Below are 17,606 nucleotides of genomic sequence, written 5' to 3' on the forward strand. Positions count from 1 at the left end.
AGCCGCTATCGCGCACCCCATGGAACATGACATTCACGTGATCGGCGGGGGACTTGCCGGCTCGGAGGCGGCGTGGCAGCTGGCCGAGGCGGGATGGCGCGTCCGCCTCTCCGAGATGCGCGGCGGCGGCGACACCACCCCGGCGCACCACGGCGACTCGCTCGCCGAACTGGTCTGCTCGAACAGCTTCCGCTCCGACGACGCCGAGAGCAACGCGGTCGGCCTGCTCCACCAGGAGATGCGCGCGCTCGGCTCATTGATCCTTCGCGAGGGCGATCACCACCGCGTTCCCGCCGGCTCGGCGCTGGCGATGGACCGCGACGGCTTCTCCGCCGGCGTGACCGCCGCCCTGGAGGCGCACCCGAACGTGACGATCGTGCGCGAGCGCGTCGACACGCTGCCCGATACGCCGGCGATCGTCGCCACCGGCCCGCTCACCGCTCCCGCGCTGTCGGAGCGGATCGCGGGCGAGACCGGCCGCGACGCGCTGGCCTTCTTCGACGCGATCGCGCCGATCGTCCACCGCGACTCGATCGACCTCGACACCGCCTGGTTCCAGAGCCGCTGGAACAAGGGTGACGGCACGGACTACATCAACTGCCCGCTCGACAAGGACCAGTATCACGCCTTCGTCGACGCCCTGCTCGCCGGCGAGAAGAGCGAGTATCGCGAGTGGGAGAACGTGCCCTATTTCGAGGGCTGCATGCCGATCGAGGTCATGGCAGAGCGCGGGCGCGAAACACTGCGCTTCGGCCCGATGAAAGGCGTCGGGCTCGACGATCCGCGCACCGGGCGGTGGCCCTATGCCGCGGTGCAGCTCCGCCAGGACAACGCCCACGGGACCTTGTGGAACATCGTCGGCTTCCAGACCAAGCTCAAACATGCCGAGCAGGTACGGCTGTTCCGCACGATCCCAGGGCTGGAGAAGGCCGAGTTCGCGCGACTGGGCGGGCTGCACCGCAACACCTTCATCCGCTCGCCCGAGCTGCTCGACCCGCAGCTGCGGCTGCGCTCGCGCCCGAACCTGCGCTTCGCCGGACAGATCACCGGCTGCGAGGGCTATGTCGAGAGCGCCGCGATCGGGTTGCTCGCAGGGCGTTTCGCCGCCGCCGAGCTGCGCGGTGAGGTGATGGCGCCACCGCCGGTCGAGACCGCCCTCGGTGCGCTGCTCGGCCATATCACCGGCGGCGCCGCGGCGGAGAGCTACCAGCCGATGAACGTCAACTTCGGCCTGTTCCCGCCCATCCCCGGGCGCACCAAGAAGGCGGATCGCAAGAAGCTGTACACCGATCGCGCGCGCGCCGCGCTGGCGGAGTGGATCGCGGCCTGAGCCGCGGCGGCGCGACGCAGGTCGACTGCGGGCGAGAGCGCGCGCTCAATCGTCGGCATGCGCCGGTTCGGGGCAGGGGCTCGCGCGCCGCTGCTTGCGTTTCGGCGCCGTCGCCGCGAACTCCTTCTCGTCGAGCGCGCCCGATCGGTCGCGATCGGCCGCGGCGAACCGGTCGACGGTGCGGGCCGCCCATTCGTCGAAGCTGAGCTTGCCGTCGCCGTCCCGGTCCAGTTTGGCGAAGGCTTTACGGCGCGGCTCGAGATATTCGGCGCGGGTGACCTTGCCGTCGCGGTCGCGATCGAACCGCTCGAAGCGCCGGTGCGCGCGCGTGACGTCGCTCGCCTCGGGCAGATCGGGTGCCGGTGCGGACGCCACCGATGTATCGCTCGGCCGCGCCGCCGGGGGAGCGCTGGTCGGCGCGCCCGAATGCGCCTGACCGCCGACGATCAGCCAGCCACCCGCCACCAGCAGCAGGGCGGCCATGCCGCCCGCCAGATACCGCCACATGCGTCATCTCCCCACCACGTGCGGCGAGGCTATCGGCCGCCCCCGAGCGTGTGCAAGCGTACGCCGCTATCGCCCCGAAAGGCGGTGCCAAAGCAGCCGCGCCGCGCGCGCCGGATGGCCCGCGGGCCGAGTCGGCGCGGTGAGATCGAGTCGCGCCAGCCATGCGAGCGCCCCCAGCGCGCGCGCGCGCGGCGGCCAGCGTCGGTCGAGCGCGCCCGACAATCGCGACCGCGCGGCGTCGCGCGCGGCGGCGGCGAGCACGGGATCGCTGAGGTGCCGCATCAGGTCAGCGAGCGCCCAGCCCTCCCCGGCCCGCGCGATCGTGTCGTCGGTCGGCGCCCCCAGCAGAGCCGCCGCCGCGCCGAAGAGCCCGCCGCCTCGCGCGCTCGCATGTGCCTCCAGCGCTGCGCTCGTCAGCGGCGTCTCGAGCAGGGCCTCCCAGCCCTCGACCTGCCGCGCCAGCTCGGCGCCCGGCACGCGCGCGACCACCGCGCCGCGCAGCGCGGCGAGCACCGGCTCGGCCGGAGCCGGCGCGCGGTCGAGCGCCTCCAGCGCCTCGTACCACCAGGTCAGCCGCATCTGCCCCACCAGCGGCTCGCGCGTGGTGCGGAGGATCGCGCCGAGCCGCTCGTCGAGCGCGAGCAGCGCGGCGAGGCCGTCGCGCGCGTCCGCGGGAGCGTAGCTGAGCGCCAGCGCGCGCTCCGTCGTCGCCCCGGGCAGCGTTCGCGAATTATCAACCTTGATCACGCTAACGCTCGCCCCCCCTCGTTCGCGCCGCCCGCGGACCGGAAGGTATCAGATGCGCAGCCATTCCCGCTTGTTCCCGTCGCTCCGCCCGCGCCTCGCGGCCCTGGTGCGTGACCGGCGCGGCTCGACGATCGGCATCATGGCCGCGGGGCTGATCGTCGGCATCGGCTCGCTCGGCAGTGCGATCGACGCCGGGCGCATGTACATCGTCAAGTCGCAGCTGCAAGCCGGCGTCGACGCCGCCGCGCTGGCCGGCGCGCGCGCCTTCGGCGTCACCGACACCAGCCCCAACAGCCGGACCAAGCAGGTCGACTCCTACTTTGACGGTAATTTTCCGCGCTCGCCCGCGTACATGGGCACCACCAACGTCACCGTCACGCCGACCTTCGCGGTGGTCAACGGCGTCAACGTCACCACCGTCAACGCCGCGGCCACGCTCGACATGTCGTTCATGCGGTTGTTCGGCTTCAGCTCGGTGACGATGCGCGCGGTCGCCAAGGCCGAGCTGCAGCCACGCACGCTCGAGGTCATGGTGGTCATGGACAACACCGGCTCGATGAAAGACTATCTGTCGAACGGCAAGACACGCATCACCGCGCTCAAGGAAGCCGCCAACAGCTTCGTCGACATCCTCTTCCAGGGTGGCACGCAGCGCAAGGACCTCGCGCTCGGCTTCGTGCCCTATGACATCACCGTCAACGTCGGCAACCTGCTGCTGGCGCGTCGGTCTGGCGCGGTGGCGCAGGTACAGGGGTTCAACACCGCCACGGAGGCGAGCAGCTACGGTTCGTGGCCGACCAACCCTTATTACTGGAAGGGTTGCGTGATGAATGACACGACGGTGCGCGACCTCAGCGCAGACCGGACCGTGTCCGAGCCCGGCGCGTGGGACGTCACGCGCACGCTGCCGGGCGAGGGCGGCAACAACAAGCCCGTCATGCCCTATTTCATCCCGCCGATGTACGTGCCCGCGCTCGCCTCCAGCGCCGCGACCGCCGCGCAGAAAGCCAATAAGGCGGGGGACTTCTACAACATCTACTCTAGCGAGCCGAGCAACAATCTTTATCGGCTCGACACCACATCCTACGGCGACGCCGGCGGCGATTACCTGGCCAACAGCGCTGCCTACCGGTCGTGGCTGTACGATTACTATATCGGCCTCAACGATGGCGGCGCCACGAGCGACGATGACGTCATTCGGCTCGCGAACCCCAAGGGTGGCTATTACGACCCGACCACCGGCGACCGCGCCTCGACCAACTGGTACGTCGATTGGAAGCGGATCCCCAACTATTACACCAAGTGGGCGTCGACGCCGGGTACCTCGAAGGTGAACCCGAACGGCGGCATCACCGACAATGGCTCGCAGAACACCACGCCGGGCAAGAGCCCCAACTGGCAGTGCCCGGAAGAGGCGATGCTGCCGCTCTACAACCGGCCCAAGACCGATTACACGAACTACATCCGCGATTCGAACGCCGCGATCTACCCGGCGAACGGCACGATCCACCACGCCGGCCTGCTCTGGGCCTACCGGCTGCTGGTGCGGGACGACGTGTTCCTGCGCCCGCGACCGCTCGGCCTGACCGCGGAGAAGCCGCGCCGCGCGATCGTGTTCATGACCGACGGCATCAACGAGGTCGGGCAGAACCAGAACGGCTATATCGATCGCACCTTCACCTGGTATGGTCGCTGGTCCGACAAGACGCTGTCGACGTCGGACGACCCGAACGTCGTCAAGACGCAGATGCTGCGGCGGTTCGCCAAGACGTGCGCGAATATCCAGCGCGAAGATAACGCCCCGCAGGTCTATATCATCGCGCTCGTGGCCAACAGCGCCGACATCAGCTCAGCGTTCGACGCCTGTGCACCCGGCCGCGTGTATCGCACCACCAACGCCACCCAGCTCAACGCCGCGTTCCAGAACGTCGCCGCCGAGCTCGTCGACCTCCACCTCACGCAATGATCCGCGCGATCTCCCTCCTCCGCGACCGCCGCGGCGCGACCGTGATCGAGTTCGCGCTGATCTTGCCCGCGGTGCTCAGTGCGGTGTGCGGCACGATCGAGCTCGGCCATATGCTGGTCGCGCGCATGGTGCTGGACGGCGCGGTCATCGAGGCGGCGCGGATCGCGACCGCGAGCGTCGACAACAGCCAGGCCGCGCGTGACGCGGTGATGCGCCAGAGCATCACCGCGGCGATGAGCGGCTTCCCGCTCGCCACCGGCCAGCAGATGTCGATCGACACGCGCGTGTTCGCCGACTTCAGCACGGCCTATCCCGAGGTCTACGCCGACGCCAACGGCAACGGCCGATACGACCTCGGCGAGACCTTCACCGATCGCAACAGGAACGGCAAATGGGATCCCGCTACCCCGATCACGGGCACGATGGGCGGGGCCGGCGACGTGCTGAGCATCACGGTGCGCTACCCCAAGAAGGTGCTGTTCGGCTTCCTCGGGACGCAGTGGGCGATGGGGTCGCTGGTCAATCTTTCCGCCACCACCGTGGTGCGCAACGAAGCCGTGAGCCGTACCTCGTGACCGCTCGCGCGCTCCTCGCCCGTGTCGCGCGCGAGCGCCGCGGCATCGCCATGCTCGAGCTCGCGCTGGTGATGCCGCTGTTCCTCGGGTTCGTGCTCACCGGGCTTGAGTTCGCCAATTGGGTGATGGCGAACAATCGCGCGCAGCGGCTCGCCTCGATGACGGCGGACCTGGTCGCGCAGAGCGGCGTCGGCTCGGTCGGCGCGAGCGAGAAGCAGATCTACGACCTGTTCAGCGCGATCGACATCACCGCCCAGCCCTTCGACCTGCGCAATCACGGCCGCGTGATCATCAGTAGCGTCAAGGGCACCGACGACGACGTCGACGGCGTGATCGAGAGACGCTTCCTGTGGCAGCGCTTCGACGGCAATTACGTCGCGGCGACGCCGCTGCTCGGCTGCGCGCAGACGAGCGCGCTCGCGAACCTGCCGGCAAGCCGCGCGCTGCCGCTCGACGAGATCCTGTTCCACGTCCAAGTGACCTACGACTATCAGCCGCTGATCAGCCGCCGGCCGTTCGGCTGGCTCAATCTCGGCACCGCCATCACGCGCACCGCGACCTATCGCGCGCGCAGCACGCAGTTTCAGACGCCTTCGCCCGTCACGCAGTTCCCGGCGAAGAGCAAGTGCACGACAGCGGACGGATTGTAGCGGGACCGGCCCTTTTCCGCTCCCGGCCGAACGGGAGGGAGCGGCCAACAACACCCATCATCCCGGACCCGGTCCGGGATGATGGAGTGCCGGACGGCAGCGATAGACCCAGGCGCCGCCGCGTCGTCCGCTATCCTGCGGGAGCGATGCCCCTCCCCGCGGACGCCGAGGAGAGGGGCTGGCGCCGTTACTTCCGGTAGGTCACCTTCTTCACCGCGGCGACGATCTTGTCCGCGGAGATCAGCGCCAGCTTCTCGAGGTTGGCGGCATAGGGCAGCGGCACGTCCTCGTTGGTGACGCGCAGCACCGGCGCGTCGAGGTCGTCGAAGCCCTGCTCCATCACCACCGCGGCGATCTCCGACGCGATCGAGCAGGTCGGCCAGCCCTCTTCCACCACCACGAGGCGGTTGGTCTTCGCGAGGCTCTTGAGCACCGTCTGTGTGTCGAGCGGGCGCAGCGTGCGCAGGTCGATCACCTCGGCCTCGACGCCCTCGCTCGCCAGCTTCTCGGCGGCCTCGAGCGCGAGCCCGACGCCGATCGAGTAGCTCACGATCGTCACGTCCTTGCCCTGGCGCATCACGCGCGCCTTGCCGATCGGCAGCACCCAATCGTCCAGCTTGGGCACCTCGAACGAGCGACCGTACAGCAGCTCGTTCTCGAGGAACACGACCGGGTCCTGGCTGCGGATCGCCGCCTTGAGCAGGCCCTTGGCGTCGGCCGCGTCATAGGGAGCGATCACGATCAGGCCGGGAACGCTGGCGTACCACGGCCCGTAGTTCTGCGAATGCTGCGCGCCCACGCGGCTCGCCGCGCCGTTGGGACCGCGGAACACGATCGGGCAGCGCATCTGGCCGCCCGACATATAGTTGGTCTTGGCGGCCGAGTTGATGATATGGTCGATCGCCTGCATGGCGAAGTTGAACGTCATGAACTCGACGATCGGCTTGAGCCCGCCCATCGCCGCGCCGGTGCCGACGCCGGCGAAGCCATATTCGGTGATCGGCGTGTCGATCACGCGCTTGTCGCCGAACTCGTCGAGCAGGCCCTGAGTCACCTTATAGGCGCCCTGGTACTGCGCAACCTCCTCGCCCATCACGAACACGCGCGCGTCGGCGCGCATCTCCTCGGCCATGGCGTCGCGCAGCGCCTCGCGGACGGTCTGCTTGACCATCTCGGTGCCCTCAGGGACCGCGGGATCGCTGACCTCGGACGTGTGCGCCGCGGCCTCGAACAGCTGACGCGCGCCGGTGTCGACCTTCTCCTGCGCAGGGTGCGCGGAATCCTCGACCGTGTCGGGCTTCTTCTGCTCGTCGGCCTGGGCGTCGCCGCGCGGCGAATCGTCCTTGGTCGCGGCGGCACCGGCCGAGTCCGCCGACCCCGCCTCCTCGCCCTCGCCGGCGAGCTGCAGGATCACCGTGCCGACCTTCACGCCGTCGGTGCCCTCCGCCACCAGGATCTTGGCGACGGTACCCTCGTCCACCGCCTCAAACTCCATCGTCGCCTTGTCTGTCTCGATCTCGGCCATGATGTCGCCGGACTTCACCGAGTCGCCTTCCTTGACGAGCCACTTGGCGAGCGTGCCCTCCTCCATCGTCGGGGACAGCGCCGGCATCTTGATGTCGATCGCCATCTCAATACTTCTCCACCAGGACGTCGGTATACAGTTCGGCCGGATCCGGCTCGGGGGTGCTCTCGGCGAAATCCGCCGCCTCGTTGACCTGCTTGCGGATGCGCTGCTCGATCGCCTTGAACTCGTCTTCCTTGGCGCCGTGCGTCTCGCTCAGGACGCGCTTGACCGCCTCGATCGGGTCGGACTTGTCGCGCACCGCCTGCACCTCGTCGCGCGAGCGGTATTTGGCGGGGTCGGACATCGAGTGGCCGCGGTAGCGATAGGTCTTCATCTCGAGGATGATCGGCCCCTTGCCCGCGCGCACCCAGGCCAGCGCTTCCTCCGCCGCGCCGCGCGCCGCCAGCACGTCCATGCCGTCGATCTGCAGGCCGGGGATGCGGAAGCTCTCGCCGCGCTTGTACAGCTGGTCCTCGGACGAGGCGCGGTTGACACTGGTGCCCATGGCGTACTGGTTGTTCTCGATCACGAAGATGATCGGGAGCTTCCACAGCTCGGCCATGTTGAAGGCCTCGTACACCTGACCCTGGTTGGCCGCGCCGTCGCCGAAGTATGCCAGGCAGACGCCGCCGTCCTCGCTGTACTTGTGCTTGAACGCGAGCCCTGCGCCGAGCGACACCTGCGCGCCGACGATGCCGTGGCCGCCGTAGAACTTATGCTCGACGCTGAACATGTGCATCGAGCCGCCCTTGCCCTTGGAGATGCCGGCCTGACGCCCGGTCAGCTCCGCCATCACGTCCTTGGGCGGGATCCCGCACAGCAGCATATGGCCGTGGTCGCGATAGCCGGTGATCACCGAATCGGCGTCGGTCAGCGCCGACTGGAGCCCGACCGCGACCGCTTCCTGGCCGATGTAGAGGTGGCAGAAGCCGCCGATCAGGCCGAGGCCGTAGAGCTGCCCGGCCTTCTCCTCGAAGCGGCGGATCAGCAGCATGTCCTCGTAGAACTTGAGCAGCTCTTCCTTGCTCGCCTCGTACGGACGCGGGTCCGACGGGCGCTCGCGATTCGTCTTCGTCGGGTCGGCGGGGGGCGTGTCGCCGGCGAGTGCCGGGCTGCGTGCTGGGGCTTTTGCCACGATGGACAGGACCTCATTCCTTGGGGAGATGGGGGCCTATAGGCGCGGGTCGCGTCCGACTGCAAACCCCACCGGGTTGCAAGGGTTTCAGCGCAGGTCTAGGCCGCTGCTCCGATGCACGCCCCGATCGACCCGCCGGCCGCGCCGCGCCACCCTCTGCGCATCGCCAACTTCCGTGCCTACTGGCTGGCGCGCTTCGCGGGCACGATCGCGATCAGCGCGCAAGCGATCATCATCGGCTGGCAGGTCTACGGCCTCGCGCGCCAGACGATGGACATACGCGACGCCGCCTTTCTCCTCGGCATGATCGGGCTGGTGCAGTTCATCCCCCTGTTCCTGCTGACGCCCGTCGTCGGGCTGGTGGCGGACACGGTCGACCGGCGCTGGATCGTGCGCGGTACCACCGCGCTGCTGGTGCTCAACGCCGCGACGCTGGGGCTGCTCACCTGGTCCGGGCAGCTGGGGCTCCCGTATCTTTTCGTGTCCGCCGTGCTGATCGGTATCGCGCGTGCCTTTTCGGGACCGGCCTATTCCGCGCTCGCGCCGAATCTCGTTCCCAAGGAGAGCCTGCCGACCGCGATCGCGATCTCCTCGATCGCGTGGCAATTCGGCACGATCGCTGGGCCGAGCGTCGGCGGACTGCTCTACGCGGTCCACCCCGATGTCGCTTATGGCGTGATCGCGGGGCTGCTGCTGCTCGCGCTCGGGCTGATGTTCCTGATCGGCAAGGTGCCGCAGCCGCCCGCGCAGAAGGACCGCCGCCCGCTCCAGCGCATCCTCGACGGCTTCGCCTACGTCCGCCGCAACAGGCTGGTGCTCGCGGCGATCACGCTCGACCTGTTCGCGGTGCTGCTGGCGGGTGCGACCGCGCTGCTGCCGATCTTCGCGCGCGACGTCCTCCACGTCGGCGCCTCCGGGTTGGGCGTGCTGGCGGCGGGCATGGGCATCGGCGCGGCGAGCACCGCCATCTGGTTCTCGTTCCGGCCCATGAGACGCAACGTCGGGGTGAAGATGCTCGCCTCGGTGATCGTCTTCGGCCTGGGGATCCTCACCTTCGGGGTGGCGACGCAGGTGACCGACGCGCTCGGCATCACCCATGTCGCGTTGCGCGCTGGGCTGCCGGTGCTCCAGACCGACTTCCTGCTCAGCCTCGTCGGGCTGATCGTCGCCGGCGGGGCGGACATGGTCTCGGTCTATGTCCGCAGCTCGCTGATCCAGCTCCACACCCCCGATTCGATGCGCGGGCGCGTCAGCGCGGTGTCGCAGCTCACCATCTCGGCGTCCAACGAGCTCGGCGAGGCCGAGAGCGGGCTGATGGCGTCGCTGCTCGGCCCCGTCGGCGCGGTGGTGTTCGGCGGCGTCGGCGCGATCGCGATCACGCTACTGTGGTCGCGGTTGTTCCCGGAACTCAAGAACGCGCGGACCTTTGACCCGCCCGAGATGCTAGAGACCGAACCCCAGCACGGAGTAGCGCAGCCATGAAGGCCCAGACCATCCTGGAGACGATCGGCAACACGCCGCATATCCGAGTCCGCAAGCTCTTCCCGGGCTCGGAGGTGTGGATCAAGTCCGAGCGATCCAACCCCGGCGGCTCGATCAAGGACCGCATCGCGCTGGCGATGATCGAGGCGGCCGAGGCGTCGGGCGCGCTTCAGCCCGGCGGTACGATCGTCGAGCCGACCAGCGGCAACACCGGGATCGGCCTCGCCATGGTCGCGGCGGTGAAGGGCTATAAGCTGATCCTCGTCATGCCCGAGAGCATGAGCCTCGAGCGCCGCCGGCTGATGCTCGCCTACGGCGCGCAGTTCGATCTCACCCCGCGCGAGAAGGGGATGAAGGGCGCGATCGAGCGCGCGCTCGAGCTGGTCGAGCAGACGCCGGGCGCGTGGATGCCGCAGCAGTTCGAGAACCCCGCCAACGTCGACGTCCATGTCCGCACCACCTCGCAGGAGATCCTGAACGATTTCCGCGACTCGCCGATCGACGTCATCATCACGGGCGTCGGCACCGGCGGCCACATCACCGGCGTGGCCGAGACGCTGAAGAAGGAGTGGCCCCACCTGAAGGTGTTCGCGGTGGAGCCCCAGGCCTCGCCGGTGATCTCGGGTGGCCAGGCCGGGCCGCACCCGATCCAGGGCATCGGCGCGGGCTTCATCCCCGCCAACCTCCACACCCAGGCGCTCGACGGCGTGATCGAGGTCGACGCCGCGGTGGCCAAGGACATGGCGCGCCGCGCCGCGCGCGAGGAGGGCATGCTGGTCGGCATCTCCTCGGGCGCGACGCTCGCCGCGATCCTCCAGAAGCTGCCTGACCTGCCCGACGACGTGCGCGTGCTCGGTTTCAACTATGATACCGGCGAGCGCTACCTCTCGGTGCCGGACTTCCTGCCGGAGAACTGAGCTGGGCGGCGTCGGTACGCGGACGGGCGCGATCCTCGGCGGCATCGCGCTGCTGGCGATCGCCGGCCCGCTGGTGGTGATCCAGCGCACACCCGCGGTGCCGCGCGCGATCGCGGCCAAGGTGCGCCCGTCCCAACGGGTCGCGCCGCCCACCGAGCTGCCCGAGGTCGAGCCGGTCGAGCTGCAGGACCTTACCGCGGAGGAGGCGCGCGCCTACAACGCCGGCATCCCGTTCGTGCGCGGGTCCAAGCCCGCGGCGCAGCCGTTCCGCTTCGCCGGTGACGCGGCGGCGCTGGCGCGCGCGACCGATTGTCTCGCCGCCGCCGCCTGGTACGAGGCGGGCGACGATCCCGCCGGCCAGCGCGCGGTGGTGCAGGTCGTGCTCAACCGGCTGCGCCATCCCGCCTTTCCCAAGACCGTGTGCGGCGTGGTGTTCCAGGGGTCGGAGCGCAGCACCGGCTGCCAGTTCACCTTCACCTGCGACGGGGCGCTGGCGCGGCATCCGAGCGCGCCGGCCTGGGATCGCGCGCGCAAGGTCGCGGCGGACGCGCTGTCGGGCAAGGTCGAGAAGAAGGTCGGCTACGCGACCCATTATCACACCGACTGGGTGGTGCCTTATTGGAGCTCCAGCCTCGACAAGATCGCCGAGGTCCACACCCATCTGTTCTTCCGCTGGACGGGATGGTGGGGCACGCCCCCCGCTTTCCGCCGCACGGTCTCGAGCGCGGAGCCGGTGATCGCCGCGCTCGCGCCGGTGTCGCCCGCCCATCAGCTGGGCGGCGCGCTGGCCGAGGCGGACTCCGTGACCGCCGCGGTGGCCCCTTCGCTCGCCGAGGCGGGCACCCCGGCGTCGGCGGCGACTCCGCTGGCGGGCGACGACGACGCCTTCGCGGTGCTGCTGGGCGGCGACTCGCCGGAGCGCTACGTCGACGCCGCGCGCGCGGCATGCGGCGAGCGCGCGCGCTGCAAGTTCATGGGCTGGACCGACCGCGCGCAGCTGCCGGGGAGCGCGACGATGACGCCGTCGCAGATCGCGGCGATGTCATTCAGCTACCTCCGCAACAAGGACGCGGGCATCGAGCGGATGCTGTGGAACTGCAAGGAGTTCCCGCGCACCGGTCCGGGGCTGTGCATGCGCCGCCAGGCGGTGTCGCAGCTCGCGCCGCCGTCGGGGGCGCTGCCGTCGGGGCCGGAACCGCTCGACGGCGTGCGCCGGCGCGAGGGACCGGGTGTGCGAGGCCTCTCTCCTTCGGGAGCCTCCGGTGAGTCGCGCCCCGCGCAGGCGAGGCCGGACCGACCTGATGCTGGCGCCGCCGCGAACACCCTCACGCCGAAGCCCCTTTCCTGAAGACGCCGCCGCGCGGTACCCTGCTGCGCTCCTGCGCGTGCGGGAGCCTAGAGGTACGTGCGCCAGCATGGGTCGCTCTGCTTGGCTCTGGGTTCCGGCTCCCGCCGGAACACGGCTACACACCAGGCCCCTCGGGCGCCCTCGCGACGACCCGCCGCAGGGTCAGCGAGAGATGCGCATCAATCGTCGCGGTCCGCGGGGAGACGGACCGCGCCTGCCGCGCGGTGCGGAGGCAGCTCGCCTCCGAACACACCGGCCCGTCGGCGCAGCCCCCCTTCGTCAGCGCTGACGGCTTGCCCGCATAGGCGAGATGGTGCGCCCCGCACTCGATCTCGGCTTGCCCGGGCGCACGGCGAAGCCCGCACCCGCCGCCAGCGGGGCGGGATCACCCGCTCCCGCTCATGCGCAGCACCGCCGCCTCACGCCGCCGCGAACATCTCCGGCGGCAGCGCCATGATCGCCTCCGCACCGCCCTCGATCTTGCGGCGCAGCGCGCCCGCCTCGGGCAGCACGCGCTCGCCGAAGAAGCGGGCGGTGACCAGCTTGGCGTCGAGGAAGGCGGTGTCGCCCGCCCCCTCCGCCTTGAGTCGCGCCGCCGCGCCCGCCATGCGCAGCCACATCAGCCCGACCGCGACCACGCCGACGAGGTGCATGTACGGTACCGCGCCGGCGCCGACGTTGTTGGGGTCCTTCATGCCATTGGCGAGGAACCACATCGTCGCCGCCTGGAGCTCGCCCGCGGCCTTCTCCAGCCGCGCGGCGAGATCGGCGGTGACCGGCTCGGCCTTGCCCGCCGCGATCTCCTCCAGCACCAGCTTGCCGAACGCCTGCACCGCGCGGCCGCCGTTGAGCGCGAGCTTGCGCCCGACCAGGTCCATCGCCTGGACGCCGTTCGTGCCCTCGTAGATCATCGCGATGCGTGCATCGCGGACATACTGCTCCATGCCCCACTCGGCGATATAGCCGTGCCCGCCATAGACCTGCTGCGCGTTGGTCGCGATCTCATAGCCGCGATCGGTACCGACACCCTTGATCACCGGCGTGAGCAGCCCGAGCAGGTCGCCGGCGAGCTGGCGCTCCGCCTCGTCGGGGGCGTGATGCTCGAGATCGGCCTGGAGCGCGCCCCAGAGGCACAGCGCGCGCAGCCCCTCGGTCCAGGCCTTCCCCTCCATCAGCATGCGGCGCACGTCGGGGTGGACGAAGAGAGTGTCGGCCTTCTCGCCCGGCTCGGCTGGCCCGGTCAGCGCGCGCCCCTGGCGGCGGTCCTTCGCGTACTGGACCGCGTTCTGGTACGCGGTCTCGGCGACACCGAGCCCCTGGAGTCCGACGCCGAGCCGCGCGGCGTTCATCATGATGAACATCGCGGCGAGCCCCTTCATCTCCTCGCCGACGAGCCAGCCGGTGGCGCCGTCATAGTTCATCACGCAGGTCGAGTTGGCGTGGATGCCCATCTTGTGCTCGATCGAGCCGCACGTCACCGCGTTGCGCGCGCCGAGCGAGCCGTCGTCCTCGACCAGCACCTTGGGCACCACGAACAGCGAGATGCCCTTGGAGCTGTCGGGCGCGCCCGGCGTCTTCGCCAGCACGAGGTGGATGATGTTGTCGGTCAGGTCGTGCTCGCCCGCCGAGATGAAGATCTTGGTGCCGGTGATCTTGTAGCTGCCGTCCGCCTGCGGCTCGGCGCGCGTGCGGATCAGCCCGAGGTCGGTGCCGCACTGCGGCTCGGTGAGGTTCATCGTGCCGCCCCACTCGCCCGACACCATCTTGGGCAGGTACTTCCGCTGCTGCTCGGGGCTGCCCTTCACCACCAGCGCCGCGATCGCACCGTGCGCGAGGCCGGGGTACATCGCGAACGCCATGTTCGCCGAGATCATATATTCCTGGAAGGCGGTGGAGACGACGTGCGGCATCCCCTGCCCGCCGAACGCGTCGGGCGCGCTCAGCGTGCCCCAGCCCGACGCGACGAACTGCTGGTACGCCTCCTTGAACCCCTTCGGCGTGGTGACGCTGCCATCGGGGTGGCGCGTGCAGCCCTCCTGGTCGCCCGACTGGTTGAGCGGGAACAACACCTCGGCGACGAAGCGGCCGCCCTCCTCCAGCACCGCCTCGACCGTGTCGGGCGTGGCGGCGGCGAAGCCGGGAACGTTGGCGTAGCGGTCGAGCCCGATCACCTGCTCCAGCACGAAGCGGGTGTCGCGGACGGGGGGAATATACTGCGGCATCGTCTCAGCTTTCCTTGGCTTTGCCACCCTCGACCACCGTCAGGAACTCGGCCAGCTCGGTGATCGCGGCGTCGATATCGTGCTTCTGTTGCTGGAGCGCGGCGATGCGCTCGCGGCAGCGCTCGATCGCGACCGCGCGCTGCTTCTGCCGGCCGTCGCCGACGTCGTAGAGGTCGATCATCTCGCGAATGTCGGCGAGACTGAAGCCGACGCGCTTGCCGCGCAGGATCCACGCCAGCCGCGCCCGATCGCGGTGCGAGTAGATCCGCACCATCCCGCGCCGCTCGGGCGCGATCAGCCCCTCGTCCTCGTAGAAGCGCAGAGCACGCGGCGTGACACCGAACTCGGCAGAGAGATCGGTGATGGTGAAATGATCGCGATCCGCGCGCGGCGGCACGACGGCATAAGCGGCAGACGCGTCGAGAAGGTCGCTCATGAACCGCGGGGTAGCTTCCCTTTACGTGAACGTCAACTAGCTGGCTCGTCTCACCCGTCGCCGCACAGCAGTCGCCCGTCAGCGCCGCGGGTGCGGCTCGCCTCGGCGACCGACTCGCTCAGCCGCTCGAGCCGCAGCCCGGCCATGGAGGCGCGACCGGTGCACCGCGAGTCGCAGGCCGCGGGCAGCGTCGTCGGGAAGACCAGCGCGTCGCGGTCATAGCGGAGCACGACCGTGCAGCCGCCGCCCCAGTCCACCGTCAGCGCCGAGTCCGCGCGCGCGTCACCGCGCGCGACGCAGCGCTGACCGGCGCCGTAGTCGAGGCTGGCGCCCGCGCGCAGCGCACCGTCCCGCCGTGGTACGAGGCAGAGCCGCGCCGTCTCCGCGGCGAAGACGCCGACCGGCCGCTCGCGCGCCGGCGCCGCGATCAGCCCTGCCGCGCTCGCCGCCCGTTCCAGGGCGACGCCGTCAGAAGCATTGGCGGACGGAGCCGGTACTGCCCGCTCACAGCCGGCGAGCAGGAGCGCCGCGAGCCCGAGCGCGCGCCGAGTCACGCGAGCGGACTCAGCGCGCCCTCGTCGTGCGCCGCGCCGAGCGCGACCTGCCGGTAGAAGCAACTGCGCGCGCCGGTGTGGCAGGCCGGGCCGGCGGGATCGACGATCAGCCACAGCGCGTCCTGATCGCAGTCGACGCGCATCTCGGCGACGCGCAGCACGTTGCCCGAGGTCTCTCCCTTCTTCCACAATCGCCCGCGGCTGCGCGAGAAGAAGGTCGCCTCGCCGGTGGCGCGGGTGGCGTCGATCGCGGCCGCGTCCATGTGCGCCACCATCAGCAGTTCGCCGGTCGTGCGATCGGTCACCACCGCGGTGACCAGCCCGGCCGAGTCGAACTTGGGGAGGAAGTCGGTGCCAGTCTCGCGCGCGTCGGTCATGTGGGATCGCGTAGATGGAGACGCTGCCGGTTTGAAGCCAGGATATGGATCGCGCCGCCGACGCTCAGCTCCGCACGCCCGGGCGTTAGGCAGAACCCGACGTGGTCGAGCATACTTGAGCGGTCCGGCCAGCTCCTGCTGCCAGGTCGCGTTCGCCGGCTTCGTTCCCACTCGTCCTGCCGCTGGTTGCCCGCGAGCGCGGGACCCAGGGCTGGGCGGAGCAGCGGCTCGCGGCGCGCGGCACTCCTCGGCTCCCACCGGCGCGGGAGGACGATTTCGTCTCGCCGAGGCAACCTGCCAGAGGTGATGGCGCGCGTCCCCTCGCGCACCGGAGCCACCCACCTGCGCCACGGCCGTCGCTGGGGTACGACGCTGGGAGCACAGCGTGACGGAGGCTCGCTCGATCTGGATCAGGAACCAGCGTGAGTGCTGGAACGTAACCCAGCCATGACCGACCTGCTGTGGCTGCGCCAGGACCTCCGCCTCCACGACCAGCCGGCACTGGTCGCCGCCGCGCACGCCGGCGCGGTGATCCCGGTCTATGTGCTCGACGACGAGGCGCCCGGCGCGTGGAAGATCGGCAAGGCGCAGCGCTGGTGGCTGCACCACAGCCTCGCCTCCCTCAGCAAGGCGCTGGAGAGAAAGCAGAGCCGGCTGATCCTTCGCCGCGGCAGAGCGGCCGAGGTGCTCGCCGCGCTGCTCGACGAGACGGGGGCCGAGCGGGTCCACGCGATCCGCCACTACGAGCCGTGGTGGCGCGACGCGGAGCGGGTGCTGGGCGAGCGGCTCTGCCTCTATGACGGGAATCATCTGGCGCGGATCGAGGACGTCACCACCGGCGGTGGCGCGCCCTACCGCATCTATTCGTCTTTCTGGAAAGGGCTCCAGCCGCACCTGCCGCCGGCGGAGCCGCTCGCCGCACCGCGTGATATCCCCGCGCCCGGGACCTGGCCCAAGAGCGACTCGCTTCGCGACTGGCACTTGCTGCCAACCGCGCCCGACTGGACGGGCGGGTTCGACTGGACGCCCGGCGAGGAGGAGGCGCTCAGGAAGGTCGAGCACCTCGCGCTCGAAGGCTATGACGAGCGCCGCAACCTCCCGAGCGACCCGGGCACGTCGCGGCTCTCACCGCACCTGCACTTCGGCGAGATATCGCCGCGCACCGTCTGGCACGCCACCGCAGCGGACGACATCACCTTCCGCAAAGAGTTGGCGTGGCGCGACTTCACCGACGGCGTCGTGCTCGCACTGCCCGCCTATGCCGACGCCAACGGGCGCGATCGCTACGACAAGCTGCCGTGGCGCGAGGGCAAGACGGCGCGGGCCGACCTGCGCGCGTGGCAGCGCGGGCGCACCGGCTATCCGATCGTCGACGCCGGCATGCGCCAGCTGTGGCAGAGCGGCTGGATGCACAATCGCGTGCGCATGATCACCGCCTCGTTCCTGGTGAAGCACCTGCTGATCGACTGGCGCGAGGGCGAGCGCTGGTTCTGGGACTGCCTCGTCGACGCCGATTACGGCAACAACTCGGTCAATTGGCAGTGGATCGCCGGGACTGGGGTGGACGCCAATATGTTCAGCCGGATCATGGCGCCGATCGGCCAGTCCGAGAAGTTCGCCGCGGGCGACTATATCCGCCGCTGGGTGCCCGAGCTGAAGCATCTGCCCGACGCCGCGATCCACGATCCCGAGGCGGCGGGCCGCCGCCCCGACGATTATCCCGCGATGCTGATCGGCCATCGCGAGGCACGCGAACGCGCGCTGGCGGCGGGTAAGAAGGTACGATAGGCGGC

Annotated in this window: 16 protein-coding genes; 8 read left to right on the top strand and 8 right to left on the bottom strand. The window is 70.0% G+C overall.

Going from position 1 to position 17,606, the window contains the following annotated elements; translation table 11 throughout:
• Positions 1 to 19: 19 nt before the first annotated feature.
• A complete protein-coding gene (gene trmFO / locus FHY05_RS07475; protein WP_183943753.1) occupies positions 20 to 1,330 on the top strand; it encodes a methylenetetrahydrofolate--tRNA-(uracil(54)-C(5))-methyltransferase (FADH(2)-oxidizing) TrmFO in 1,311 nt (436 codons plus the stop codon).
• Positions 1,331 to 1,375: 45 nt separating this feature from the next.
• Here trmFO and FHY05_RS07480 read toward each other — a convergent pair whose 3' ends face one another.
• Positions 1,376 to 1,837, bottom strand: a complete 462-nt coding sequence (locus tag FHY05_RS07480) for an EF-hand domain-containing protein (protein WP_183943754.1) — start codon at positions 1,835 to 1,837, stop codon at positions 1,376 to 1,378.
• 66 nt (positions 1,838 to 1,903) lie between these two features.
• Positions 1,904 to 2,584, bottom strand: a complete 681-nt coding sequence (locus tag FHY05_RS07485; RefSeq protein ID WP_311732402.1) for a squalene/phytoene synthase family protein — start codon at positions 2,582 to 2,584, stop codon at positions 1,904 to 1,906.
• A gap of 52 nt (positions 2,585 to 2,636) precedes the next feature.
• On the opposite strand from FHY05_RS07485, the gene FHY05_RS07490 reads away from it, so the two are divergent.
• The 3 genes from FHY05_RS07490 to FHY05_RS07500 are packed head-to-tail and all read left to right on the top strand — an operon-like array spanning position 2,637 to position 5,775.
• The gene (locus FHY05_RS07490; RefSeq protein ID WP_183943755.1) at positions 2,637 to 4,550 is read left to right on the top strand and encodes a pilus assembly protein TadG-related protein; all 1,914 of its coding nucleotides are present in this window, start codon (positions 2,637 to 2,639) and stop codon (positions 4,548 to 4,550) included.
• The gene (locus FHY05_RS07495) at positions 4,547 to 5,125 is read left to right on the top strand and encodes a TadE/TadG family type IV pilus assembly protein (RefSeq protein WP_183943756.1); all 579 of its coding nucleotides are present in this window, start codon (positions 4,547 to 4,549) and stop codon (positions 5,123 to 5,125) included. Before FHY05_RS07490 ends, FHY05_RS07495 begins: the two co-directional genes overlap by 4 nt.
• Positions 5,122 to 5,775, top strand: a complete 654-nt coding sequence (locus FHY05_RS07500; protein ID WP_311732403.1) for a TadE/TadG family type IV pilus assembly protein — start codon at positions 5,122 to 5,124, stop codon at positions 5,773 to 5,775. The genes FHY05_RS07495 and FHY05_RS07500 overlap by 4 nt, the downstream gene beginning before the upstream one ends.
• 187 nt (positions 5,776 to 5,962) lie before the next feature.
• On the opposite strand, the gene FHY05_RS07505 is transcribed toward FHY05_RS07500, so the two are convergent.
• Positions 5,963 to 7,405, bottom strand: coding sequence for a pyruvate dehydrogenase complex E1 component subunit beta (locus FHY05_RS07505; protein ID WP_183943757.1), 1,443 nt, complete (start codon positions 7,403 to 7,405; stop codon positions 5,963 to 5,965).
• A gap of 1 nt (position 7,406) precedes the next feature.
• Positions 7,407 to 8,477, bottom strand: coding sequence for a pyruvate dehydrogenase (acetyl-transferring) E1 component subunit alpha (pdhA, locus tag FHY05_RS07510; RefSeq protein WP_183943758.1), 1,071 nt, complete (start codon positions 8,475 to 8,477; stop codon positions 7,407 to 7,409).
• A gap of 114 nt (positions 8,478 to 8,591) precedes the next feature.
• Between pdhA and FHY05_RS07515 the strand changes: the two genes are divergently transcribed.
• The 3 genes from FHY05_RS07515 (at position 8,592) to FHY05_RS07525 (ending at position 12,224) form a co-directional block, all read left to right on the top strand.
• A complete protein-coding gene (locus FHY05_RS07515; protein ID WP_183943759.1) occupies positions 8,592 to 9,959 on the top strand; it encodes an MFS transporter in 1,368 nt (455 codons plus the stop codon).
• The gene (cysK, locus tag FHY05_RS07520; RefSeq protein ID WP_183943760.1) at positions 9,956 to 10,876 is read left to right on the top strand and encodes a cysteine synthase A; all 921 of its coding nucleotides are present in this window, start codon (positions 9,956 to 9,958) and stop codon (positions 10,874 to 10,876) included. Before FHY05_RS07515 ends, cysK begins: the two co-directional genes overlap by 4 nt.
• Positions 10,877 to 10,949: 73 nt before the next feature.
• A complete protein-coding gene (locus FHY05_RS07525) occupies positions 10,950 to 12,224 on the top strand; it encodes a cell wall hydrolase (protein ID WP_311732404.1) in 1,275 nt (424 codons plus the stop codon).
• A gap of 419 nt (positions 12,225 to 12,643) precedes the next feature.
• Here the strand turns inward: FHY05_RS07525 and FHY05_RS07530 are convergent, their stop codons facing one another.
• The 4 genes from FHY05_RS07530 to hisI are packed head-to-tail and all read right to left on the bottom strand — an operon-like array spanning position 12,644 to position 15,813.
• Positions 12,644 to 14,446, bottom strand: coding sequence for an acyl-CoA dehydrogenase C-terminal domain-containing protein (locus tag FHY05_RS07530; RefSeq protein ID WP_183943761.1), 1,803 nt, complete (start codon positions 14,444 to 14,446; stop codon positions 12,644 to 12,646).
• Positions 14,447 to 14,450: 4 nt separating this feature from the next.
• Entirely contained in the window at positions 14,451 to 14,882 is a 432-nt protein-coding gene (locus FHY05_RS07535) for a MerR family DNA-binding transcriptional regulator (RefSeq protein WP_183943762.1), read from the bottom strand.
• 50 nt (positions 14,883 to 14,932) lie between these two features.
• Positions 14,933 to 15,436 carry a hypothetical protein gene (locus tag FHY05_RS07540; RefSeq protein WP_183943763.1) on the bottom strand — a complete coding sequence of 168 codons (504 nt, stop codon included), beginning with the start codon at positions 15,434 to 15,436 and terminating at the stop codon, positions 14,933 to 14,935.
• Positions 15,433 to 15,813 carry a phosphoribosyl-AMP cyclohydrolase gene (gene hisI, locus FHY05_RS07545; RefSeq protein WP_183943764.1) on the bottom strand — a complete coding sequence of 127 codons (381 nt, stop codon included), beginning with the start codon at positions 15,811 to 15,813 and terminating at the stop codon, positions 15,433 to 15,435. Before hisI ends, FHY05_RS07540 begins: the two co-directional genes overlap by 4 nt.
• Positions 15,814 to 16,260: 447 nt before the next feature.
• Here hisI and FHY05_RS07550 point away from each other — a divergent pair, with 447 nt between their 5' ends.
• Positions 16,261 to 17,601, top strand: a complete 1,341-nt coding sequence (locus FHY05_RS07550; RefSeq protein ID WP_183943765.1) for a deoxyribodipyrimidine photo-lyase — start codon at positions 16,261 to 16,263, stop codon at positions 17,599 to 17,601.
• Positions 17,602 to 17,606 lie beyond the last annotated feature (5 nt).

It is taken from the genome of Sphingomonas sp. BK580, from assembly GCF_014194975.1.
Classification (GTDB): domain Bacteria; phylum Pseudomonadota; class Alphaproteobacteria; order Sphingomonadales; family Sphingomonadaceae; genus Sphingomonas.

Excerpts from the sequence above, each read along its gene's own strand:
- trmFO (WP_183943753.1), top strand. The coding sequence starts at position 20 with ATGGAACATGACATTCACGTGATCGGCGGGGGACTTGCCGGCTCGGAG.
- FHY05_RS07480 (WP_183943754.1), bottom strand. The coding sequence starts at position 1,837 with ATGTGGCGGTATCTGGCGGGCGGCATGGCCGCCCTGCTGCTGGTGGCG.
- FHY05_RS07490 (WP_183943755.1), top strand. The coding sequence starts at position 2,637 with ATGCGCAGCCATTCCCGCTTGTTCCCGTCGCTCCGCCCGCGCCTCGCG.
- FHY05_RS07495 (WP_183943756.1), top strand. The coding sequence starts at position 4,547 with ATGATCCGCGCGATCTCCCTCCTCCGCGACCGCCGCGGCGCGACCGTG.
- FHY05_RS07505 (WP_183943757.1), bottom strand. The coding sequence starts at position 7,405 with ATGGCGATCGACATCAAGATGCCGGCGCTGTCCCCGACGATGGAGGAG.
- FHY05_RS07515 (WP_183943759.1), top strand. The coding sequence starts at position 8,592 with ATGCACGCCCCGATCGACCCGCCGGCCGCGCCGCGCCACCCTCTGCGC.
- cysK (WP_183943760.1), top strand. The coding sequence starts at position 9,956 with ATGAAGGCCCAGACCATCCTGGAGACGATCGGCAACACGCCGCATATC.
- FHY05_RS07530 (WP_183943761.1), bottom strand. The coding sequence starts at position 14,446 with ATGCCGCAGTATATTCCCCCCGTCCGCGACACCCGCTTCGTGCTGGAG.
- FHY05_RS07535 (WP_183943762.1), bottom strand. The coding sequence starts at position 14,882 with ATGAGCGACCTTCTCGACGCGTCTGCCGCTTATGCCGTCGTGCCGCCG.
- hisI (WP_183943764.1), bottom strand. The coding sequence starts at position 15,813 with ATGACCGACGCGCGCGAGACTGGCACCGACTTCCTCCCCAAGTTCGAC.
- FHY05_RS07550 (WP_183943765.1), top strand. The coding sequence starts at position 16,261 with ATGACCGACCTGCTGTGGCTGCGCCAGGACCTCCGCCTCCACGACCAG.